This is a genomic window from Butyricimonas sp. DFI.6.44 (genome assembly GCF_022132345.1).
In the GTDB taxonomy this organism is placed as follows: Bacteria; Bacteroidota; Bacteroidia; order Bacteroidales; family Marinifilaceae; genus Butyricimonas; species Butyricimonas muris.
Genome location: NZ_JAKNJD010000001.1, coordinates 583,542 through 606,581 on the forward strand (window position 1 = coordinate 583,542; position 23,040 = coordinate 606,581).

The following is a 23,040-nucleotide window of genomic DNA, read 5'->3' on the forward strand; positions in this document are numbered from 1 at the left end:
CGCGTGACGTTACAATTTGTAAGTAGCAAGTCAATTCAAGTCACACAATAACTTGTAACCTGCCAACCTGCAACCTGTAACTTGCAAATGACAATTTGCAAACCTTAATCAATAACCAATTAAAATTTTACGAATGAAGAAAATCACTTACTTAGTTTGTTGCGTGGGATTGGCTATGCAATCCTGCCAATCAGGGCAAGTGAAGAATGAAAATCCATTTTTCAACGCGTACGAAACCCCTCACGAGGTTCCGCCCTTCCATTTAATTAAAAACAAACACTACATTCCGGCTTACGAGGAAGGGATGAAACAGCAACAAGCTGAAATCAACGCGATTATCAACAACCCGGAAGCACCCACTTTCAAAAACACGATTGACGCCCTCGAGGCATCCGGGGAGATGCTCGACAAGGTAGCTTCCGTCTTCGGGAACCTGCAAGGTGCCAACACGAATGATTCGATCAAAGCCATCGCCAAGGAAATCACCCCGAAGCTAACCGCTCACAGGGATGCCATTAACTTGAACGACAAGCTATTCGCACGCATCAAGACCGTGTACGAAAACCGGAACAAAGAAAATCTCACCCCGGAACAGTTGACCGTATTGGATAAATACTACAAAGACTTCGTGCGAGGTGGTGCAAACCTCTCCCCCGAAGACAAAGAGACATACAAACGCTTGAACAGCGAGTTATCCGTGTTAAGCCTGCAGTTCGGCGAAAATCTCCTGAACGAAACCAACGCCTTCAAACTGGTTATCGACAACGAGAAAGACCTATCCGGTCTTCCCGCCAACGTGATAGCCACGGCAGCGGCAACAGCGAAAAACGCCGGACTGGAAGGCAAATGGGTTTTCACGCTCCACAACCCAAGCATGATCCCGTTCTTGCAATATGCCGACAACCGTGATTTGAGAGAAAAAATCTACAAGGCATACATTAATCGTTGCAACAACGACAACGAGTACGATAACAAGGAAATCATCGCCAAGATGACCTCTTTGCGGGTACAAAAAGCGCAATTGCTGGGTTACGACACCCACGCCGCCTTTATCCTTGACAATAACATGGCACAAAACCCGGAGAACGTTTACAACTTGTGCAACCAAATCTGGGAAGCGGCTCTACCGATTGCCAAAAAAGAGGCAGCCGAACTTCAACGTATGATTCGTAAGGAAGGTAAAAACTTCAAATTACAACCTTGGGACTGGCGTTATTACGCGGAGAAAGTGAAAAAGAGCAAGTACGGGCTGGATGAAAACGAACTCCGCCAATACTTCCCGCTGGAAAGCGTGAGAGAAGGAGCCTTCTACACCGCCAACAAGCTATTCGGCATCACCTTCACGCAACGAGCAGATATTCCCGTTCCCCACCCCGACGCACTGGCGTTCGAGGTAAAAGAAGCCAACGGCGATCATATCGGTATCCTATACATGGACTTCCACCCGAGAGAAAGCAAACGTTCTGGAGCTTGGATGAACTCCTACCGGAAACAATCAGCTCTGGGTAAAAAAATATCCCCCGTCATCACAAACGTGTGCAACTTCACCAAACCTGCCGGGGAAGGCGTACCCGCCCTACTCAGTTTCGACGAGGCACAAACCCTCTTCCACGAGTTCGGGCACGCGCTTCACGGGTTGTTATCTCAATGTACATATAATAAGGTATCCGGAACATCCGTTCCCCGCGATTTCGTGGAACTACCCTCGCAAATCATGGAAAACTGGGCTTCCGATCCCGAAGTGATGAAAATATACGCCCGCCATTATCAAACCGGTGAGGCAATCCCGCAATCCTTGATTGACAAACTGGAAGCGAGCGGACATTTCAACCAAGGTTTCGTCACCACCGAGTTTATGGCTGCCGCCCTGTTGGATATGGCTTACCATACACGTACCACGACAGACCTCGTGAACCCCAATGAATTCGAGAAAACCACGCTGGATAAGATCGGGCTGATTCCCGAAATCACGGTACGTTACCGCAGTCCCTACTTCCAGCACATATTCGCGGGCGGGTACTCCTCCGGCTACTACGCCTACACGTGGGCAGAAGTACTGGACGCCGACGCTTTCGAGGCTTTCAAGGAAACCGGAAACATTTTCAATCCCGAAAAAGCAAAATCATTCCGGGAAAATATTCTGGCAAAAGGCGGATCGGAAGACGCCATGACACTATACAAACGCTTCCGGGGACAAGAACCGTCCATCGAGCCTCTATTGAAAAGAAAAGGGTTGAAATAACACCTTCATATATATAAACTGTACAAAGGGAATGACCTCACGACAAATCGGTCATTCCCTTTTCCATACCTTGAAAAACCCGGGGACAGGCAACCCCACAATTATACATTTCCTACAATCAACCCCTCGCGTAACCTGCAAACTGACATCCCCTTGCTCTTCTGTTTCGCGGGAAACATTACCACCCGTGAATGTTAAAAAAGCGTATTGTTTACTAAAACGTGGGCGAAGCGCAGGCGAAGTGTGGGCAAAGTGTAGGCGATGCCGCCTAAAAGCCACCTAACAGTCACCTTAAACCCACCCCTAAATATAGACTTCCCCTAGTTCAAGGGCAGGCTAGCCATTGTATCCCGGCTGATTATTTCACGACACTTCGAAACACCTCTCCACCAATCTTGCAATGCAAACACCGGTGAGCGTCACAATATTCCCGCTTGATTTGAAGCAACGCTTGCGATTGTAAAGCGGACTTCAACTCGACACCCTGTTTCGTCCACGCCTCAGTCACGTGATTGCGTTCCGCTTCCAACTCTTCCAACCATTGAATAGCCTTGTCGCAATATCGCTCTTCTTTTCTCTCCCTGCCATAAATAAAAAGGAAAGGGATAATCGCGTTGATCACGATAACGGTCTTCATGCTATTTCCCAATCGTTTTACTTGCCTCGCGGCGGGTACACCCGGTTTATAACGCGTGTCCCAATAGTCGGAAGCCTGCACGTCCAGCAATTTATACACCTCCGGCAAATGCTCCGCTTCCAGCACGGCGGAAAGCAAAAAATTGAAGCGCATCATTAAAGACGCCAGAAGAGCCAACCGTACCGTCGGGAAAGAAGTCGGACGAATCCGCATATACTTCCATCGTGCCCGTTCCATCGCGGTCAGATGAAACTTAGCCGCTTGATACTCGTATTCCTCCCGCAAAGCTATCGTGTAATCGTCTTCTTGTTCCAATCCCGTCAATAACCCGGAATACCCCAGTAACAAGGCTTCTACCCGAAACAAATTATCACTGCAACGAATTATCTTCTTGTAGGATAAATCCCGTGCCAACTGGGCAAACGCCTCCGCATTCACGTTACCAGACCAGTAACGAACCAACATCCGGTAAAAACAATCTTCCCAATCATTCCGTGTTTCATCCAGCATCAGTTTAATATCCCCGCATTTCCGTTCCAGCCGCTCGATCGCGTATCCCGTGAAAAGCATATCCATACGCACCGGATCAACACGACGCAAATTCCGGTAACAACGAGGTTCCACGGGAACACCCTGCATAAAGATGTACTCATCCCATAACCGCACGTCATACCGAAGGGTAATCGCGTCTATTTCCCTGCCTTTAGAATCACGCACTTCCATGTCGGCATCCGCCACGACGGAAAGAATCACGTTATCGTACGCCGTGTCTTTCTCGTGCCCGTGCCGAAACCAGTCACTCGCTTTTTGATGAATTTCCACGTTTCCCGCTTGCACGACATCGCCAATCCGCACCTTCGCGTTGAAAAAGTCTGGTCCTGCATCCCGGTTTTGTAAACCGACATTCAAAATCTCCACCTCTTTTCCTTTCGTTGAAAGGCATCTCGTGCTCGTGAAAAGAGAATTCGCCCACACGTATTGCAAAAATTCTTCCGTCATAGTAACTCCCTGTTTAAAATTATAGCTTTGTCAAGGGTTTAAAATATAATATTCAAAACGCCGATTACAATATTAGAAAAATTTAATCAAAAAAACAAGTGCTAAATTTTTATAAAATCTAATCCTTTCTCCGTTCTATAACGTTTTATATCTATATTTGTTGAAATGAATAACCAAGCTTTTGTTATAACATAAAACCGAATATAAATATGGAAGAAAAACAACTCATTAAAAGCAAGAAAGATAAGACGTTACTCATCGTCATCGGCGTTCTGTCCGCTATACTGATCGTCCTTTTTGTCTTTTTCATGATCGAGAAAAAAGAAAACCGGGAAAATATGGTTGCCATCACGGCCGAAAAGGAAGAACTTCAACAAGAATTGACGGATTTGAGTCATCACTACGACAATTTAAAAACAGATAACGATACACTGAACAACAAATTGGCACATGAGCAGGAGAAAATAGCCTCGCTCATGGAGAAAATGAAAGAATTTCGTAATAATTCTTACGCCGAGATCAACCGGTACAAGAAAGAAATCGGGACATTGAAAACAGTTCTAAGAAGTTACGTGGTGCAAATCGACTCGTTGAACCAACTGAACCGGAAATTGGTAGCGGAAAACACCGAGGTAAAAAAACAAATGGATTGGGTTCGGGACAGGAATAAAACACTGGAACAGAAAACCGAACAATTGGCGGAAACCCTCGAAAAAGCAAGTACGCTATCCGTTGAAAACTTCAAAGTGTACTGCGTCAATAAAAATGACAAAGAAACCAACTTGAGAAGATGTTTCCAACTGAAAGCAGACTTCTCGCTTGCCCGAAATATCACGGCCAAACGAGGTCCCCGGATGATATACCTGCGGATTACCCGCCCGGACGGACAAGTATTGGCAGCATCCAGTAAATCATTTTTCAAATACCAAAACGCCACGCTGACCTATTCCGCCAGACGCGAAATAGAGTACGAGGGCGAAAAACTGGAAATCGCCATATTCTGGCCGAATGACGGCAGTCTGGAAAAAGGAGAATACATTGCCGATTTGTTCTCGGACAACCAACAGATCGGGACAACAAAATTCATATTAAAATAACATTAACTACACACGTATGAAAACAGATATTGAAATTGCCAATTCCATACAGATAAAGCCGATCTACGAGATCGCCGATAAGTTAGGAATCGATAGGGATCTACTGGAACCCTACGGAAGATATAAAGCGAAACTACCGTTAAGCCTGATCGATAAATCAAAGATCGACGGGAAAAAACTGGTACTGGTTTCCGCTATCTCCCCCACCCCCGCGGGTGAAGGAAAAACGACCATCTCCATCGGTCTGACGGAAGGATTGAACCGCATCGGCAAGCAAGCCACCGTGGTGTTGCGCGAGCCCTCGCTAGGTCCGGTATTCGGTATCAAGGGAGGTGCCACCGGGGGCGGATATTCACAAGTCGTTCCCATGGAAGACATCAACCTGCACTTCACGGGCGATTTCGGGGCTATCGAGAAAGCCCATAACTTACTGTCCGCTTTGATTGATAATAACATACAGAGCAAAACCCACTCGTTGAACATCGACCCGCGCACGGTGACATGGAAACGGGTAATGGATATGAACGACCGTTCGCTACGCCACATCATCGTGGGATTGGGCGGTACATCTGCCGGTATTCCCCGTGAAACCGGATTCGACATCACTGCCGCTTCCGAGGTAATGGCGATCCTCTGCCTGTCGGACGACTTTGAAGACTTGAAGAACAGACTCGGGAACATCTTCATCGGTTACACGTTTGACAAGAAACCGATTTACGCCCGTGATTTAAACGCGCACGGGGCTATGGCAGCCTTGTTGAAAGATGCCATCAAACCCAATCTCGTGCAGACTCTGGAAGGCAACCCCGCCATTATACACGGTGGTCCTTTTGCCAATATCGCGCAAGGAACGAACTCTATCATCGCCACCCGCATGGGCTTGACTCTTTCCGATTACGTGGTCACGGAAGCCGGATTCGGTTTTGACTTGGGCGCTGAGAAATTCTTCGACATCAAATGCGTGAAAGCAGGATTGAAACCCAGTGCCGTGGTCATGGTGGCTACCGTGAGAGCTTTGAAATATCACGGGGGAATGAAACTCGACCAATTGAAAGAACCGAACCTCGAAGCCTTGAAGAAAGGTATCGGCAACTTGGAAAAACAAGTCGAGAACATGAAGAAATTCAACATCTGCCCCGTTGTTGCGATCAATAAATTCGTGACAGACACAGACGAAGAGATTGCATTCCTTGCCGAAACGTGTAAAGCACTGGACGTACCCATGGAAGTCGCCGAAGTCTGGGCAAAAGGCGGTGAAGGAGCCGAAAACCTTGCCCGACTGGTATCCAAGGTGGCAGAGCAATGCACTTGCAGCATGAAACCTCTCTACGACTGGAACTGGAGTGTGGAGAAAAAGATTGAAACCATTGCCAAAGAACTATACGGTGCCGCCGCGATAGACTACTCGGCAGAGGCCAAAGCCGACCTGAAGAAAGTAATGGATCTCGGGCTGGACAAACTTCCGGTGTGTATCGCCAAAACACAAAAATCACTCTCGGACAACCCGAAATTACTGGGACGCCCGAAAGATTTCGTGGTTACCGTACGCCAGATCGAGATAGCATCCGGAGCAGGATTTATCATACCGATCACGGGTAGTATCATGCGAATGCCCGGTTTACCGGATATTCCCGCCGCGGAAAAAATAGATATTGACAACAACGGTAAAATTACCGGCCTGTTCTAAAACATTATACCGACGTGTCAGGTGAAAATTGCCTGACACGTCTTATTTTCTCTCATATCATGGATATCATTGAAATAAAAAAGTTTCCGGAAGTAGCGAGTAGTGAAACATTACAGGCTCTAAGCTATCACCTAGACCGAGAATGTAACCGAATAAACTTGAAGGAAATCAATTGGCCGGATGTATATCCATACAAGCCGGAAGTTTATTTCCGGATTGCCTACAATGAACACCATCTTTTCTTGAAATTCGACGTGCAGGAATATGAATTTCGTGCCACGGCGCTCACGCCTTGCTCTCCCGTGTGGGAAGACTCATGCGTCGAATTTTTCATACAACCGGAAAAATGCACGGGATATTACAACATCGAGCTCAACGCTATCGGCACGGTACTGGGAGCCTTCGGCACCAGCCGGGAGAAACGAAGACCCATACCCCGCAGACTGGATAGCGATATTCTCCGTGACTCCACGATAAAGTTCAACAACGAGAACCCGGACGAAGCCTACTATCAATGGTCGCTCATGGTGAAAATACCATACACCGTTTTTTTCAGACATAAATTCCAACCCAAACCGGGTACTACCATCCGAGGTAATATCCACAAATGCGGTAACAAATTGCCACACCCGCATTTCGTGACATGGCACCCCGTGAAAACACCCAAACCGGACTTTCACCAACCGGAACATTTCGGTACACTCATTTTTAAATAAACTGACATGAAAACAGGACTGTTCATACTCGTCGCCGGACTTCTCTGCGTGTTACTGAATGACTCGCTACTCTATTTGCAAATCAGACGTTACTTGAGAAAACGAATTTACACTTGTCTATTCTGGGCACACTCCTTGTTTTTCATGGCCTGTATTGTCGTGTACCATTTTTTTATTCCCACGTTGAAAGGACCGGAAGCCTATTTTTGGGTAGGCAAAGGCGTTTCCGTGATTTTACTTTTTTATACCCCGAAAACACTATATATCATTATCAACGCGTTTGCAATCCTGTTACGACAATTTAAATGCATTCCGGCTGCCCATATTATAAGCAGAACAGCTTTAGGCATCGCCCTATTCTCCTTTTTAGTCATTTTTTACGGTATCACGTGGGGACGCTGCAACTACAAAATAGAACGCCAGCAAGTATGCATTAAAGAACTTCCCGACAATTTCAACGGGTATCGTATCGTGCAACTAACCGACCTGCACTTGGGAAGTTACGGGGAGCATTATCCCGGTATAAAAAAACTCGTGGAAGAAGTCAACGCACTGAACCCCGACCTTATCGTGTTTACCGGGGATATGGTCAATAGCTTTGCCTCGGAAATGAACCCGTGGATTGACCAATTGAAAGAACTGAAAGCTAAATACGGCGTCTACTCCTCCACGGGTAATCACGACTACGGTACATACGTGAGATGGGCTACCCGGGAAGAACAGGCGGATAACCTGAAACAATTCTTCAAGAACATGGAAGCGGCAGGCTTCCACATGCTAAACAACACCAATGTTCCCCTCGTTATCGGTACCGATACGATTTATCTTGCCGGAGTCGAGAATTGCGGACGTCCACCTTTCCCCTGCTTCGGGAACCTTCCACAAGCCCTGCAAGGCACGGAAGGACACACGGTGATACTCCTCTCCCACGACCCGTCACACTGGCGGGACGAGGTAATCCGCTATCCCGTGGCTCTCATGCTGGCAGGCCATACCCATGCCATGCAAATCGGGATACAAATCGGTAGCTTCCGGTGGAGTCCTTCAAAATACATCTACCCCGAATACAACGGATTGTACGAAACGAATGGACGCCAATTATACGTTTCCCGCGGCGAAGGCTACCTCGGCTTTGCCGGACGCATCGGTCAACGACCGGAAATCACGCTGATAGAATTAACGAACAATTGTAAATAAAATAAGTTTTATGAGATAAGAATATTCAAGTATTTATTAAAATGTGTACTAATAAAAAATGTTGTGTATGGCAGGATGGCAAATTACTACTACTTACGAGAGTAAGTTAGTAAGGAGGAACTGGTTGTTCCGTCTTTTTATCTTGGGTGTATTGGGTTACACTCTGGCGTTTCTAATCCCATGGGACATTCATCAGGAGGCGTGGGCGAACATCGTGTTCGCGTCCTCTATCCCAGTGAGAGGAGTCTATTTTTTGAATTTGTTCCAATCTTTAGTCGTGGTATTTTTGGCTTGCGACAGGTCGAGGGCTCGGAAGAAAGCGGATAGCCGGGAAGTGCTCTCTATTCGGTCACTAAGTAATAGCCAGATTTTCGGGGCGGAATTAGCGGGGCTGGTCATTCCTTTTTTGGTCGTGGATGTTATTTTCATGGCATTCTGGCTATTTATTAATTTGATTATTCCGGATTCGCCGGTAAACCCGTGGGTGTATCTGTCCTTCTTGTTGAGAGATGTGTTGCCGACGTTCGTGTTCGTGGCGGGGATGTCGTTACTGGTGAACAGGATATTGCGACATCCTTTCGTGAGCTGGTTCGTGCTGACCGGGTTTCTTTGCATATCGTATCTTTACCTGACGAAGCCACTTCACGGGATTCTGGATTTCCGGGGAAGCCTGCTGCCGGAAGCTTTTTCCTCGATCGTGGGATTTATGCATTCCGGCGTGTGTCTATTGCAACGGGGGACCTTCTTGTTACTGGGGCTGGGATTACTATGTCTGGCAGTTCCTTTCACGAGGCGGTTACCCAACGTGCCGGGACGGAAAGCGTTTTATCACGCGACAGGTGGTCTGTTACTGGTATTAGCCGTGGGGATGGGATATATTTACATCGATAAGTTCCAGACCCGCCGGGAGAACCGGGAGGCGTACCGGGATATATTCTCGCAGTACGAGGCGTATCCCAAGGCAAGAATCTTGACGCATGACATCACCTATATGCCCGAGAATAAGAATTTCTCGGCGAAGAGCCGGATGGCGGTGGTGAATCGAAAAGCAAAGAACATGGAAAAGTTGCTCCTGTTCCTGAATCCCGGACTAAAAATCAGCCGACTGGAGTCTGAGGGACGGGAAATACCTTTTCAGAGGGACAAACAAGTGGTTGTCGTAGAGCGGTCATTGACTCCGGGGGATAGCGTGGTGTTGGAAATGGAGTACACCGGTTATATTGACGAGGATATTTACCAGATGAATATCGATGATGATGAGTATTTCGCTCCCGTACGGCAATCGGGGAAGATAGAGCGATACGGCAAACGTTCCGCATTCGTGTCAGGGGATTACACGCTGCTTATACCGGAGGTACTATGGTACCCGGCGGCAGTGGCACCGGTAGCCTTGCAACCGTCGAAAGAAACAAATTTCACGGATTACACGTTGCACGTGAAGAATCCCGACGGGCAGATGGTGTTATCGCAAGGCATACCGGAGGAGAGACAGGACGAAGTGACATTCCACAATTTACAGGCTCTAACCGGATTGTCGCTTTGCATGGGCAATTACGTGAAGCGGTCGGTGGTGGCGGATTCCATCACGTTGGAGTTCTACACGTACCCGGGAAATGATTTTTACTTGAAGCCATTTGACGGTTGGATAGATGAAATAGCGGGGTATCCGAACGCGGAGGAGTATTGGGAGGAATTGGTAAACAAGTGCCGTAACCTTATAGAAGGAACTATGCCTAACCCGTATCCTTTCAAGCTTCTAAAATTCGTGGAGGCACCTTCCTCTTTCCTTAATGGTTATTATTTCCATAATCATATCCAGCCGGAAATGGCATTTTTCGGGGAACGGATAATAGATAAATACAATAAACCAGGCGACATTTCTCCTGATAAACTGAGAGAAAAGAATGTACAGGAATATATATTATTCAATGATTTTTTTTATTTCCTTAGGAACATGCATACAGAACGGCTTTTCTCGGATTTCCACTGGAGTGTTGCTTCCGAGAGGTACGCGGGGATAGACATGTTGTTCGGTAAAATAGCAAACCCGACGCTTGACAAGTTTATTTTATTCCCTCCGATGCTGGATAGCATTGCGACAAAGGGATTGGAAAGAATAATCCGGGGAGAGTATCCGAATGGATACAATAAGTTGATTAGCATAAAAGTTTCGCAGTTACTCGCCTACCTGACAACAATTACCAGTTGGAATTCGGTGTGCGCTTACACACGGGAGTTCTACGAGAATGCCCGTTTCCGAGAGGTGGATTTTGACGTGTTCATGGAGGGATTCCGCGAGCGTTTCGGGCAGGACATCAAACCATTTGTGGATGATTGGTACACGACGCATGATGTACCGAGGTTGGCGATAAGGGATTTGACATTCCGGCAGACGGAGGATATGCAGTCGGTTGATTTCAAGGTTGGCAATATCGGTAAAGTGGATGGTTTGATTTCGGTAATCAGTAGTTATCAAGATGATTACGGGAAATGGGTTATTGACAATTGGCGGAGCTACTTGGTCAAACCGGGAGAATACAAGCGGATTATTGCCCACGAGACTAATAGGACAGATTTTTTTGTATCTACTAATTTCGCAAGGAGCGTACCAGAACGAGTTATGTTGGGCGGTCATGGTACCCCATTGTGGAAGGGGGATATTCCAGCAGAGTGTGTCGAATCCCTTGACAAAAATCAGTTTTATCCTCCCGGGGAGATTATAGTTGATAACGAGGACGAAGATTTTCATTTAATCGATTCGTCGGGAAACAGGTTTAAGCGGTTAGCAGATCGATTGACGGAAGAAGACAAGGAGGGATATAGAATTGGTCTTGATTTCAAGAAGAGCACGTGGGGAAGACCATTTCTTGACCCAGGTGGAGTTTACGGGGATGAGGTGCAGAGTGCCTTTATCAAGATTTCCGGGAACGGAAGTTGTAAGGCAGAGTGGATAGCGAATCTTCCGGAAGCGGGCAAATACGAGATTTTTATTTATCAATCTCGTATTAAAAAACTAGCTAAGGGGATGAGGTGTGAATCAAATTATCCGGGAATGAAGAATTACTATACAGTCTATACCCCGAAGGGAAGCGAAGAAATCGTGATCGAGAGGACTGGGGACGATACCAATGAGTGGATTTCATTAGGGAAATTTGAATTACCAGCAGGAGAATCCCGTGTCGTCTTAGATGATAGGGGTATTCCCCCGTTTGAGGTGACAGAGAAATGGGGTGAAGAAAAGTACTCTCAGTTGGTAGTGGCAGATGCCATGAAATGGGTGAAAGTGAGTAGGTAGGTTTAAGCGGAAGATTATAATATAAAAAGCCAACTAATTCATAGTTGGCTTTTTATGCTATAATCTTGAAAAATTATTCTATTCTTTGATTAAGATAACTTCACTGGCTTCAGAATGAGGACCTTCTCCTCCTTCGTTTACAGCACTAACACGAAATTCAACTTTAGTACCTTCTTTAAGATTACGAACTGTTACTTTGCATTTATCTGTTTCAGCCCCCCGTACCCAACGTCCTCCCTTTATATCTCTATAATCAACAAGATAAGAGGTTATAGGAGACCCCCCGTCACTTGTTGGGGGAGTAAATTTAATTGTACACCAATCATTCCCAACGTCGACCATTTCGGGTTTTCCGGGTGCTCCAGGAGGATCATACGGGTTTGCTGCCCCCATAAGCATTACAGCCATTAAGCCCACGCAAATAAACATGCATGGCTTAAAAAAGTTTTGATTAATTTTCTTCATAACTTGACAATTTAATAGTTAGTATTTCTTTGTTACGAAGATATAAAATTTATTGCAAATTCGCAATTTTCACAATTAAAATATTTTGATACAAGAACAAAACTCTATTCACATTACTTTTATTTGCAACAATCAGCATATTAATTGCATATTTTGTCAAACTCACGAATAAACCTATATTCTCAATGCCTTTCCTTGAAGTCTTGATCGATAATTTGTAAATAGGCCTTCAACAACTCTCCATCCCGGGGATTCGTATTCGCCCCAATATCCTTTTTAGACTTCAAATCATAAATATAGGCTCCATTGCTTGTCACCACGGCTGCCGCATTGGTAAAGGCATAGAAAGCAAAAGGTACTGCACTCGGGTCAAGCAGATTCTTGCTGTAATGATAAGCCGAAGCATCTATTCCCAACTGTGCCAACATAGTAGCTACCATATCTGTTTGCGAACCCAAGGTATTCACCACCGAATCCTGCACACTCATAGCCCCCCCGGTAAATATCATCGGTATACGATAAGTTTCCGGCGCATGAGGTTGCAGGTTTCCCACGTGTCGAGTCCCGTGGTCGGCAATCAACACGAACAACGTGTTATCCCAAATCCCGGACTTTTTACACTTTTCAAAAAATTCACCCAAACACTGGTCCGTGTAAGCAATGGCATTTTTAAACTTCGAACCGGTATCACTTCCCGGAATTTTTGTTTCCATGGGTACGACAAACGGTTCGTGACTACTCATGGTAAATGCCATATACATGAAAGGAGTTTTCGCCACACGCAAATCTTCATACAACCGCTCCAGCATATAACCGTCATGTACCCCCCATTTGAAGCGGTTCTCGATAGCTTCCCCGGAAAAATCATTCTCCGTCACGCTACCTTGAAAACTCATCGTCACGTAGGAACGAAATCCCCCGAAATTCAAATCCCCCGCGTAATAAAACCGGGTACTATACCCGTTAGCCTCAAAATCCAACGGGAAACGAGGATGAAGATACGTTTTATTCGGGTACTTCAGCATGGACACCTGCGGGTGGGCGGGAAAACCACTGATAACCCCCAGTATTCCCCGGTCGGAACGATTTCCCGTGGCGTATATATTCGAGAAGAAAATGCCTTCTTTCGCCACCGCCTGCAAATTAGGCATGGCGTCCCAAGCGTTCAGTGTAAAACTTTCCAGCAAAAGCACCACCACGTTCGGTTTATCCGTTTTCAACACACTCGGGAAAGTACCCGTTTCCGTGTACACGCTGTCCACCAGCTGTCTTGCCTTATCTTCCGGCATAAAAACGAAGTCGCTTTTAATCTTGTTGACGTGTGCCACCTCGTACAAGAAATTCCATACCGGATTCACTGCCGCTTGATTGGCATACATATTTTTGTTATTAAAAAACACGAAACTCACATTCATCGGAGCCACGTTGAAACCGCCCCTCACCGGAATAATCATCAATCCACCCAAAAGGAGATAAACGACGCTCTTCCAAGCCGCTTTCCGGACCGGCTTCAAGGAATTTGCCACCCAACGGCGATAAAGGCTATAAAATACCCCTACCATAACCGCGCAAAGCAAGACCAATGCCAATATCAACCACGTGGGAGTCGAAGCCATTGCCTCTCCCGGCGTTTTCAAATAGAATAGCGGGGTCGCATCCATATGATAGCCCCAGTTTTTAAACAACTCCAAATCTCCGACAACAATCAGACTGGATATAGCCAAAAGTATCAAGGTTATTACCGAATACACGCGTTTCAACCATTTGGGCGGCAGGAACACACCTATCGCCATAATCACGCAAGCCAATACCATCACGTATCCCCCGAAAGAGAGATCCATACGCAACCCTCTCGTGAACAACATCACGTAATCGTACCCGGTGAGTGTCGCCGTTTCTTTCCACTGGTAAACCAGAAAGATCACCTTTGCCGCGATCGAGAACACGACCCAAAACACGTAATACTTCAATAAAAATAATAACCTGACCATTTATGATTTTAGATTTATGATTTTAGATTTTAGATTGAACTCCTCCGCCCTTCGGGCACCTCCTCTATAAACAGAGGAGGAGATGGAATAGTTATCGTCTTCGGGAATCCTTTCATTTTCAATTTTCAATTCTCCATTTTCAATTATTAGAAAGGTGCAGCCCCACTGTTACCACCGCTCTCGAAACTCTTTCCCCCGTCCCGGAAATCCGTATCGAGGGGCGGCATTTGCGGAGCGGCATCCTCGTTCATACGGGAACCGAAAGTAACGGTTTTTACCGTTGAACCACCGGATGCAAAAGGAGAAACCTCTTCCAGATCGCAGAACTGAGCCAACTCGTTACGGAAGCGCAATTGAATCTCCCCCACGGCACCGTTACGATGCTTGGCGATAATGATATCGGCAATCCCTTTCAAACTGTTTCCCATGCTGTCTTCCATAATCCCGTAACGTTCGGGGCGATGGATAAAAAGCACCATATCGGCATCCTGCTCGATGGCTCCCGACTCACGCAAGTCGGACAACATCGGTTTCTTGGCATCTCCCGTACGTTGCTCCACGCCGCGGTTCAACTGCGACAAGGCAATCACGGGTATATTCAACTCCTTGGCGATAATCTTCAACTGCCGGGAAATCATACTTACCTCCTGCTCCCGGTTTCCTCGCATATCGGCTCCCGCCGTCATCAACTGCAAGTAGTCTATAATCAACACCTTGATACCATAACGCTGCTGCAAACGACGGCATTTTGCCCGTAACTCGAAAATAGAAAGAGCCGGAGTATCGTCTACATATATAGGAGCCTTTATCAACGCTTTAATTTTCGCGTGTAACTGTTGCCACTCGTCTTCGGACAAACGCCCGTTCCGAATCTTTTCGGAGCCCAACTCGGTTTCACTGGCAATCAAACGATTGACCAACTGCACCGAAGACATCTCCAAAGAGAACAAGGCGATAGGCTGGTTATGGTTTACCGCCATATTCCGGGTCATAGACAACACGAATGCCGTCTTACCCATAGAAGGACGCGCAGCAATAATCACGAGGTCGGAAGGTTGCCAGCCGGAAGTAACTTCATCCAATGCCGTGAAACCGGAAGGCACACCACTCAATCCGTCGGGACGATTCCCGGCAATCTCGATTCCCTTGATGGCTTCATCAATCAAAGCGTTAATAGCCGTCGTCTCCTTCTTGATGTTTCCCTCGGCAATCTCGAATACCTGCTTTTGTGCCATATCCACCAGGTCGGCAACATCCGTGGCATCGTCATAAGCCTTATTCTGGATATCCGTGCATACGCGAATCAACTCCCGCTGGATATACTTTTGCACGATAATGCGAGCGTGAAACTCAATGTGGGCGGCAGAAGCCACCTTGGAAGTCAACTGTGCCAGATAATAATAACCGCCAATCTCTTCCAGTTCTCCCAACCGCTTCATCTCCTCGCTCACGGTCAGAATATCCACCGGCTCGTTATTCAAGGACAGATTCTGGATTCCGCGATATATCTTCTGGTGCGCCTCTTTATAGAAACAATCCGGCTTCAAAAAGTCGCTCACGGTAATAAAAGCATCTTTTTCCAACATCAGAGAACCCAGTATCGCCTCTTCCAAATCAACCGCTTGCGGCGGCATCTTCCCGTAATCCGATTGTAATGATTTATAATTATATTCCTGCTTTTTAGCCATACGTTTTTTTATTTATTTTCCTCACATCACCTTGAGTTCCTTCAACTTCCAGAAACACCGCACGGTAGCCCTCACGTCCGCCAACGCGTCATGAGCGTTCTCGAATCCCTCGCCGAACAACACTTGATGCAACTCGGACAACTTCGGGGACTTGAATCCTTGTTTCCCACCCGGCAACTTGCAATATTTCGTGGACGATTTCATCGTGCAATACTTCGGCTTCAAAAACATCGAACTCATGATTCGTTTACGCTCAAACTCCGCACCCACAATACACTCGTCGAAACTGATGTTATGACCGACCATCGCGTACGCCTCGTCTATTTTATCTGAAAAAACTTCCAGAACAGACAGCAGTTCTTTACCTTCGGCCTGCGCTTTCGCCGTCGTTATCCCGTGCACCCGGGACGCTTCCGCCGGAATCAAAAATCCTTCCGGTTTCACAATGTCACTCCGTTCTTCAATAATATTCCCTTTCTCATCGCACATAATCCACGCCAACTGCACCATACGAGGCCAATTATCCAAGTCGGTTATGGGAGCATTCCACCGTTGTGGAAGTCCTGTCGTTTCCGTGTCAAAAAATAAAAACATCTTTTCTATATCCGATTTATGATTTCCGATTTATGATTTTCTACTATCACAAACCGGAAATCCGATTTCATTTTGAATTATCGTTTTCAAAACTCTTGTTGTACTGGTGCATTGCCCGATAACTCATACCCATACTGGAGAATCCGCCGTCATGGAAAAGATTCTGCATGGTAACCTTGCGGGTAAGGTCGGAAAACAAGGTAATACAATAATTGGCACATTCGTCGGCATCGGCATTCCCTAGCGGGGACATACGCTCGGCAAAATCAATCAACGAATCGAAACCTTTGATACCGCTACCTGCCGTGGTCATCGTCGGGGATTGGGAAATCGTGTTCACGCGTACCCGCTTTTCCCGCCCGTAAATATACCCGAAACTGCGGGCAATAGACTCCAGCATCGCTTTGGCATCCGCCATATCGTTGTACTCGAACATGGTTCTTTGCGCGGCCACGTACGAGAGCGCTACCACTGAACCCCACTCGTTCATGGCATCCAGCTTCTTCGCGGTCTGTAACACCTTATGAAACGATACGGCTGAAATATCCAACGTCTTCTGCAAAAAGTCGTAATCCAAATTATCGTAAGAGCGTTTCTTTCTCACGTTCAAAGACATTGCCACGGAGTGCAGGATAAAATCAATCTTTCCACCCAACAAATCCATCGACGATTGAAACAATTGTTCCAAATCCTGCTCGCTGGTAGCATCTGCCGGAATCAAAGGAATATTATTCTGTTCCGCGAACTCCTTCACCTTTCCCATACGAATAGATAATTCCGTGTTCGTCAAAACGATTTGCGCCCCCTCTTCCAAACATTTCTCCGCTACTTTCCAAGCGATAGACATCTCGTTCAACGCGCCGAAAATAATTCCTTTCTTTCCTTTCAATAAATTGTAACTCATAAATATTAAATTAAAATTGTTCCCGTAATAACCGGGCATTTTCCAAAGCTGCCTCACTCACCACGCTTCCGCTAATCATCCCGGCTATTTCGGTCACCCGTTCTTCCTCTGTTAAACGGCGAATCCGCGAAATAGTTCCCGCGTGATCATCTTCCTTGTACACTTTAAAATGACTATCTCCCGCCGCCGCTATCTGGGGCAAGTGCGAGATACTGATTACCTGCATACGGGCAGCCATTTCCTTCATCATGGCAGCCATCCGGTGGGCAATCTCGCCGGACACACCCGTGTCTATCTCGTCAAAAATAATAACAGGCAACTGTTTCGTCCGGGACAATATATACTTCAAAGACAACATCAAGCGTGAAATCTCTCCCCCGGAAGCGACTTTTGACAATTCACCCGGCTCTTGATTCTTGTTCGCCGAGAACAGGAAAGTAACCTCATCTTTCCCCGTCGGGGTAAAATGCTCCACGAGAACAATCCCGACTTTAAACGAGGCGTGCTTGATACCCAATCCCACTAACAATCCCTGCATCTCCTCCCGCAATTTCCCTTCCGAATCCACCCGGGCAGCGTGAATCCTCCGAGCCAGAACCTCCATTTCCGCTTCCAACGCGGCAATTCGCGTATCCAACTCTTCGATGCGGGTAGAAAAAGATTGTATACCTTTCAATCTCTCCCGCAAAGTGTCTTTCAAAGCGATTAAATCCTCCGTCCGTTCCACTTTATGCTTGTGCAGAAGGTCATACATCACCCCGAGCCTGTCATTTATCACGTCCACGCGTCCGGGATTATATTCCACCCGTTCGGCAACCCGTTCCGCCTCATCAGCGATATCCTCCAACTCGACAATCACCGAATGTAATCGCTGACCGTAATCCGTTGCCTCCTTCACCACTTCATCCAAAGCGGCTATTCTATTCCGTATACCTTTCAACGTTTGAATAACAGACGCATCCAACTCCGTCAACGCATAAGTAGCCTCGGAAAAGACACTTTTTATAGTTTCGGCATGATTCAAAACGGCCAATTCGTCCTCCAACTCCTGTTGTTCCCCTTCCCTCAAATTCGCCTCATCCAGCTGGTTAAACTGGAATTTCAAATAATCCTCCTCCTGCTCGGCTTCCCGTGCCTGCCGCTTCACCTGTTCCAACTCCGAGAGCAACGACTGGCGGGATGCATATTTCATCCTGTACTCTTTCAACAAAGACTGATTACCACAAAAAGCATCCAGAATCTCCAATTGATATTCCGGCTGACCAATCAACAAAGACTGGTGCTGGGAATGCACATCAATCAAGAAACTCCCGAATTCCTTCAAAACCTTATTATTCACGGGCGTATCATTGATAAACGAACGGGACTTCCCGTCCGCGTTCAATTCCCGGCGTACCACCACCTCGTCATCATAATCCAAGTCATTATCCTCGAACCACTGCCGCAAATGATACCCCGCGACATCATACGTGATTTCCACGATACATTTCTTATCCTTATCCATGATAGCCGAAGCATCGGCACGCTGTCCCAGAGTCAACCCGATAGCCCCCAATAAAATAGATTTCCCGGCACCCGTTTCCCCCGTGATAATCGTAAACCCTTTCTCCAACTCCAGGTCCGTCTTGTCAATCAGAGCGTAATTCACTATATGTATATGTCGTATCATCTTTAATCCTTTACTGCATAATCCGTGCGAAAGTAACGAATAATTTTCAATTATCAATTTCCAATTTTCAATTAAATTCGTACTTTTGTGCCCGATATAACAATAGTTCTTTATAAAATGACAAGCAGAAGATTAATTCGAATTAAAGTTTTACAGCTTTTATATTCTTACACGAAGAAAGAGGGAGTGACAATCACGGAAGTGGAACGGGATTTGTTCAAGAGTATTACAAAGAGTACAGACTTGTATTACCACGTCTTCCTTCTGATTACAGAGATCCAACGTCACGCGTTTCTAAAAATAGATGCCGCCCGCAATCGAAAGCTTGCATCCTACAAGGACTTAAACCCGAACACCCGATTCATCGATAACCCGGTAATCAACCAAATAGCCGAAAACCGGAAATTCAAAACATACGTTTCAACCAATCTCGTTTCATTAAACGAGTGTCAAGACGTGGTAGTTTCCTTGCACAACAAATTGGTAGAAACCGACTTCTTTAACCAGTACATGAACAAACCGACCGTTACTTATGACGACCACAAGCAACTCGTGTTGGACATGATTTCAGAACTTATCGCCGTTGACGAAGACTTCGAGCAGGCAATGGAAGAGAAAAACATCTTCTGGAACGACGATTTCGAACTGGTGTTAAGCATCGTCTACAAGACAGTTAAAAACATGAAAGAAAACTACTCGGAAAACACCGTTTTCTTCATCTCCCTATACAATGAAGACGAAGACTTGGATTTTGCCAAAACCCTGTTCCGGAAATCCATCCTCGACATGAAAGAGAACATGGAAATCATCGACCAGTTTACCGCCAACTGGGAATTAGACCGTATTTCCGAAATGGATAAATTAATCATGGACATCGCCATCGCCGAGTTAAAATATTTCCCGTCTATCCCGGTAAAAGTTACTCTGGACGAGTTTATTGAAATATCCAAAAACTACTGTTCGCCCAAAAGTAGCAGTTTCATCAACGGGGTACTGGATAAAGTGGTTATCTTGCTCAAAGAGAAAAATCAAATCAAAAAGATTGGTAGAGGATTAATGGAATAAATAAAGGGTGGCTTTTGCCACCCTTTACATTCTAAACTAAACTAACCAAACTTTTGTATCACTACAATAGTCAACTCATACGCTATATTAGCACCGTAAATATAGTCCATAAATATTAAAAAAACAACTATTTCCTAATATTTACTTGAAAATTCTTTCGCCTTGTATTTTTTAATATAAGCCACGGCTTCTTCAACATCATTCACGACCGTGTACAAACCATCGTAAGCATTTGATACAAAACCTTCTTTTCGAATATTATTGATGAACAAAAAAAAGTATTCATAGAAATCATTCGTGTTAATAAAGACAATCGGCTTGTTGTGAACACCTAATTGTTTCAAGGTAATTACCTCCGTGATTTCTTCCAAAGTACCCCATCCGCCGGGCAAAGCGACAAACGCGTCGGCTTGCTCCCGCATCATACTTTTCCGTTCTTTCATATCGGGAGCAACTATCAATTCCGTTATCCCTTGAGCCGACACACCGCGGTCAACGATACATCGCGGAATAATTCCCGTTACCTTCCCTCCTGCTTTCTTCGCCGCATCCGAAACCTCCCGCATCAACCCGCAATTCGTCCCGCCATACAGCAACTCCCAGCCATTCTTCACGATCTCCTCCCCCAATTCGGCCGCCGCCTCGAAATACACGCTCTCCATCTTTTCAGAAGAAGCACAAAACACACAAACTCTCATAAAACCAGATATATTGAAATCAAATACTAAAATTACAGGTTGCAGGACAGTCACAAACCTGTAACCTGTCAACCTGCAACCTGTAACATTGACACCCTAAGCGTCAATATTCGCATACGTGGCGTTCTGCTCGATAAATTGCCTACGAGGCGGCACGTCATCTCCCATAAGCATGGAGAAAATACGATCCGCTTCAGCAGCGTTCTCTATCGTCACCTGACGCAGGATTCGCGCTTCAGGCGACATAGTCGTATCCCATAGCTGTTCCGCGGTCATCTCACCCAAACCTTTGTAGCGCTGGATATGCAAACTGCTCTCCTTTCCGCCTCCCATTTCTTGAATCAACTGCAAACGTTGCTCGTCCGTCCAGCAATAACGTTGCTCTTTTCCTTTCTTCACGGAGAAAAGAGGTGGGGTAGCGATATATAGATAACCACTTTCGATCACGGGTTTCATATAACGGAAGAACAAAGTCATAATCAAAGTAGCGATATGCGCCCCGTCGACGTCGGCATCCGCCATGATCACGATCTTGTGGTAACGCAATTTCTCGAGATTCACGGCCTTGCTGTCCTCTGCCGTACCGATCGTGATACCCAACGCTTGGAATATAATTTTAATTTCGTCACTCTCCCATACCCGATGAGCCAACGCTTTCTCCACGTTCAGGATCTTACCGCGCAAAGGCAGGATAGCTTGAAATTTACGGTCACGTCCTTGTTTTGCCGTACCCCCTGCAGAATCTCCCTCGACGAGGAATATCTCGCAGTTCTCCGGGTTATTATCCGAACAGTCTGCCAGTTTACCGGGAAGCCCGGAACCGGAAAGTACCGTTTTCCGCTGTACCAGCTCACGTGCCTTGCGAGCCGCGTGACGGGCTTGTGCAGCGAGAATCACCTTGTCCACGATCGAACGGGCATCTTTCGGGTGCTCTTCCAGATAATTGGCCAGAGCCGTACTTACCGCTTGAGCCACCGCCGTACCCACTTCCGTGTTACCCAACTTGGTTTTTGTCTGTCCCTCGAATTGCGGTTCAGCCACTTTCACGGAAATAATGGCAGTCAGACCTTCACGGAAGTCATCCCCGTTAATATCAAACTTCAATTTACTCAACGCGCCGGAATTGTCGGCATACGTCTTCAACGTCTGCATGATTCCCCTGCGGAAACCGGCAAGGTGAGTACCACCCTCCATCGTGTTGATATTATTCACGTAAGAGAACACGTTCTCCTTGAACTCCGTGTTATAATGCATAGCCACCTCGATCGGGATACCGTTTTTCTCGGTCGTGATATGAATGGTTTCGTCAATCAGTTTTTCACGATTGGCATCCAGATATTCCACGAACTCGCTCAACCCTTTTTCGGAATAGAAAACTTCGGATTTAAACTCGTTCGTGTCGGGATCAACCACCCGTTTATCCGTCAAAGACAAACGAATACCCCGGTTCAAATAAGCCAATTCCCGCAAACGGGCGGCCAATATATCATATTTATATTCCGTTACATAAAAGATCGAATCATCCGGCTTGAAAGTAATCGTCGTACCGGTACGATCGGTTTCACCGATAATCTTCACGTCTTCCAAAGGCACACCTTTGGAATATTCTTGAAACCAGATACTCCCTTCCCGGTAAATCGTGGCGGTTAATTTGGTAGAAAGAGCGTTCACACAAGACACACCCACACCATGCAAACCACCGGAAACCTTGTAAGAGCCTTTATCGAACTTACCCCCGGCGTGCAAAATCGTCAACACGACCTCAAGCGCGGAACGATTCTCTTTCTGGTTCATTCCCGTGGGAATACCGCGACCGTCATCACTAACCGTTATCGAATCATCCTCGTTAATCGTTACTTCAATATTTTTACAATAACCGGCTAACGCCTCGTCTATCGAGTTGTCGACCACCTCATACACCAAATGATGCAACCCCTTCGTGTTCACATCACCAATATACATGGAAGGACGCATACGCACGGCCTCCAACCCCTCCAACACCTGAATACTGTCAGCCGAATACTCGTTATTCATCGGCTCTAATTCTTCATTCATGTTCTGCTCTATTTCTTCACTCATATTTAATGGTTTTCTAT

Annotated in this window: 16 protein-coding genes; 7 read left to right on the forward strand and 9 right to left on the reverse strand. The window is 46.2% G+C overall.

Annotated elements, in window-relative coordinates:
- Positions 1 to 133: 133 nt before the first annotated feature.
- The gene (locus L0M98_RS02525) at positions 134 to 2,242 is read left to right on the forward strand and encodes a M3 family metallopeptidase (protein WP_227214836.1); all 2,109 of its coding nucleotides are present in this window, start codon (positions 134 to 136) and stop codon (positions 2,240 to 2,242) included.
- 358 nt (positions 2,243 to 2,600) lie between these two features.
- Here the strand turns inward: L0M98_RS02525 and L0M98_RS02530 are convergent, their stop codons facing one another.
- Entirely contained in the window at positions 2,601 to 3,878 is a 1,278-nt protein-coding gene (locus L0M98_RS02530; RefSeq protein WP_227214837.1) for a DUF2851 family protein, read from the reverse strand.
- Between the two features lie 209 nt (positions 3,879 to 4,087).
- Here L0M98_RS02530 and L0M98_RS02535 point away from each other — a divergent pair, with 209 nt between their 5' ends.
- The 5 genes from L0M98_RS02535 to L0M98_RS02555 all read left to right on the forward strand — a co-directional run bounded on the left by L0M98_RS02535 (position 4,088) and on the right by L0M98_RS02555 (position 11,870).
- A complete protein-coding gene (locus L0M98_RS02535) occupies positions 4,088 to 4,975 on the forward strand; it encodes a coiled-coil domain-containing protein (protein ID WP_099292656.1) in 888 nt (295 codons plus the stop codon).
- A 16-nt stretch (positions 4,976 to 4,991) separates the two neighbouring features.
- Positions 4,992 to 6,662, forward strand: a complete 1,671-nt coding sequence (locus L0M98_RS02540; RefSeq protein WP_099292657.1) for a formate--tetrahydrofolate ligase — start codon at positions 4,992 to 4,994, stop codon at positions 6,660 to 6,662.
- 59 nt (positions 6,663 to 6,721) lie between these two features.
- Positions 6,722 to 7,378 carry a carbohydrate-binding family 9-like protein gene (locus tag L0M98_RS02545; RefSeq protein ID WP_099292658.1) on the forward strand — a complete coding sequence of 219 codons (657 nt, stop codon included), beginning with the start codon at positions 6,722 to 6,724 and terminating at the stop codon, positions 7,376 to 7,378.
- 6 nt (positions 7,379 to 7,384) lie between these two features.
- Complete coding sequence (locus L0M98_RS02550) at positions 7,385 to 8,575, forward strand: metallophosphoesterase (RefSeq protein WP_099292659.1); 1,191 nt, start codon at positions 7,385 to 7,387, stop codon at positions 8,573 to 8,575.
- A 67-nt stretch (positions 8,576 to 8,642) separates the two neighbouring features.
- Positions 8,643 to 11,870, forward strand: coding sequence for a hypothetical protein (locus L0M98_RS02555; RefSeq protein WP_227214839.1), 3,228 nt, complete (start codon positions 8,643 to 8,645; stop codon positions 11,868 to 11,870).
- Between the two features lie 78 nt (positions 11,871 to 11,948).
- Here L0M98_RS02555 and L0M98_RS02560 read toward each other — a convergent pair whose 3' ends face one another.
- The 6 genes from L0M98_RS02560 to recN all read right to left on the reverse strand — a co-directional run bounded on the left by L0M98_RS02560 (position 11,949) and on the right by recN (position 19,181).
- The gene (locus L0M98_RS02560) at positions 11,949 to 12,335 is read right to left on the reverse strand and encodes a fibronectin type III domain-containing protein (RefSeq protein WP_227214840.1); all 387 of its coding nucleotides are present in this window, start codon (positions 12,333 to 12,335) and stop codon (positions 11,949 to 11,951) included.
- Positions 12,336 to 12,517: 182 nt separating this feature from the next.
- Entirely contained in the window at positions 12,518 to 14,326 is a 1,809-nt protein-coding gene (locus tag L0M98_RS02565; protein WP_227214841.1) for an LTA synthase family protein, read from the reverse strand.
- A gap of 146 nt (positions 14,327 to 14,472) precedes the next feature.
- Positions 14,473 to 16,014: a replicative DNA helicase gene (dnaB, locus tag L0M98_RS02570; protein WP_099292663.1), complete on the reverse strand. Its 1,542-nt coding sequence runs from the start codon at positions 16,012 to 16,014 to the stop codon at positions 14,473 to 14,475.
- A 21-nt stretch (positions 16,015 to 16,035) separates the two neighbouring features.
- Positions 16,036 to 16,608 carry a 3'-5' exonuclease gene (locus tag L0M98_RS02575; protein WP_099292664.1) on the reverse strand — a complete coding sequence of 191 codons (573 nt, stop codon included), beginning with the start codon at positions 16,606 to 16,608 and terminating at the stop codon, positions 16,036 to 16,038.
- A 67-nt stretch (positions 16,609 to 16,675) separates the two neighbouring features.
- Positions 16,676 to 17,512 carry an enoyl-ACP reductase FabI gene (locus L0M98_RS02580; RefSeq protein WP_227214842.1) on the reverse strand — a complete coding sequence of 279 codons (837 nt, stop codon included), beginning with the start codon at positions 17,510 to 17,512 and terminating at the stop codon, positions 16,676 to 16,678.
- 10 nt (positions 17,513 to 17,522) lie between these two features.
- Positions 17,523 to 19,181 (reverse strand): DNA repair protein RecN, encoded by a 1,659-nt coding sequence (gene recN, locus L0M98_RS02585; RefSeq protein WP_227214844.1) that lies wholly within the window; start codon positions 19,179 to 19,181, stop codon positions 17,523 to 17,525.
- 117 nt (positions 19,182 to 19,298) lie between these two features.
- On the opposite strand from recN, the gene L0M98_RS02590 reads away from it, so the two are divergent.
- Complete coding sequence (locus L0M98_RS02590; protein ID WP_227214846.1) at positions 19,299 to 20,246, forward strand: transcription antitermination protein NusB; 948 nt, start codon at positions 19,299 to 19,301, stop codon at positions 20,244 to 20,246.
- Between the two features lie 134 nt (positions 20,247 to 20,380).
- Here the strand turns inward: L0M98_RS02590 and L0M98_RS02595 are convergent, their stop codons facing one another.
- Entirely contained in the window at positions 20,381 to 20,944 is a 564-nt protein-coding gene (locus L0M98_RS02595; protein WP_227214848.1) for a TIGR00730 family Rossman fold protein, read from the reverse strand.
- 96 nt (positions 20,945 to 21,040) lie between these two features.
- Positions 21,041 to 22,999: a DNA topoisomerase (ATP-hydrolyzing) subunit B gene (gyrB, locus tag L0M98_RS02600; protein ID WP_227214989.1), complete on the reverse strand. Its 1,959-nt coding sequence runs from the start codon at positions 22,997 to 22,999 to the stop codon at positions 21,041 to 21,043.
- Positions 23,000 to 23,040 lie beyond the last annotated feature (41 nt).

Excerpts from the sequence above, each read along its gene's own strand:
- L0M98_RS02525 (WP_227214836.1), top strand. The coding sequence starts at position 134 with ATGAAGAAAATCACTTACTTAGTTTGTTGCGTGGGATTGGCTATGCAA.
- L0M98_RS02530 (WP_227214837.1), bottom strand. The coding sequence starts at position 3,878 with ATGACGGAAGAATTTTTGCAATACGTGTGGGCGAATTCTCTTTTCACG.
- L0M98_RS02535 (WP_099292656.1), top strand. The coding sequence starts at position 4,088 with ATGGAAGAAAAACAACTCATTAAAAGCAAGAAAGATAAGACGTTACTC.
- L0M98_RS02540 (WP_099292657.1), top strand. The coding sequence starts at position 4,992 with ATGAAAACAGATATTGAAATTGCCAATTCCATACAGATAAAGCCGATC.
- L0M98_RS02545 (WP_099292658.1), top strand. The coding sequence starts at position 6,722 with ATGGATATCATTGAAATAAAAAAGTTTCCGGAAGTAGCGAGTAGTGAA.
- L0M98_RS02550 (WP_099292659.1), top strand. The coding sequence starts at position 7,385 with ATGAAAACAGGACTGTTCATACTCGTCGCCGGACTTCTCTGCGTGTTA.
- L0M98_RS02555 (WP_227214839.1), top strand. The coding sequence starts at position 8,643 with ATGGCAGGATGGCAAATTACTACTACTTACGAGAGTAAGTTAGTAAGG.
- L0M98_RS02560 (WP_227214840.1), bottom strand. The coding sequence starts at position 12,335 with ATGAAGAAAATTAATCAAAACTTTTTTAAGCCATGCATGTTTATTTGC.
- L0M98_RS02565 (WP_227214841.1), bottom strand. The coding sequence starts at position 14,326 with ATGGTCAGGTTATTATTTTTATTGAAGTATTACGTGTTTTGGGTCGTG.
- dnaB (WP_099292663.1), bottom strand. The coding sequence starts at position 16,014 with ATGGCTAAAAAGCAGGAATATAATTATAAATCATTACAATCGGATTAC.
- L0M98_RS02575 (WP_099292664.1), bottom strand. The coding sequence starts at position 16,608 with ATGTTTTTATTTTTTGACACGGAAACGACAGGACTTCCACAACGGTGG.
- L0M98_RS02580 (WP_227214842.1), bottom strand. The coding sequence starts at position 17,512 with ATGAGTTACAATTTATTGAAAGGAAAGAAAGGAATTATTTTCGGCGCG.
- recN (WP_227214844.1), bottom strand. The coding sequence starts at position 19,181 with ATGATACGACATATACATATAGTGAATTACGCTCTGATTGACAAGACG.
- L0M98_RS02590 (WP_227214846.1), top strand. The coding sequence starts at position 19,299 with ATGACAAGCAGAAGATTAATTCGAATTAAAGTTTTACAGCTTTTATAT.
- L0M98_RS02595 (WP_227214848.1), bottom strand. The coding sequence starts at position 20,944 with ATGAGAGTTTGTGTGTTTTGTGCTTCTTCTGAAAAGATGGAGAGCGTG.
- gyrB (WP_227214989.1), bottom strand. The coding sequence starts at position 22,999 with ATGAATGAAGAATTAGAGCCGATGAATAACGAGTATTCGGCTGACAGT.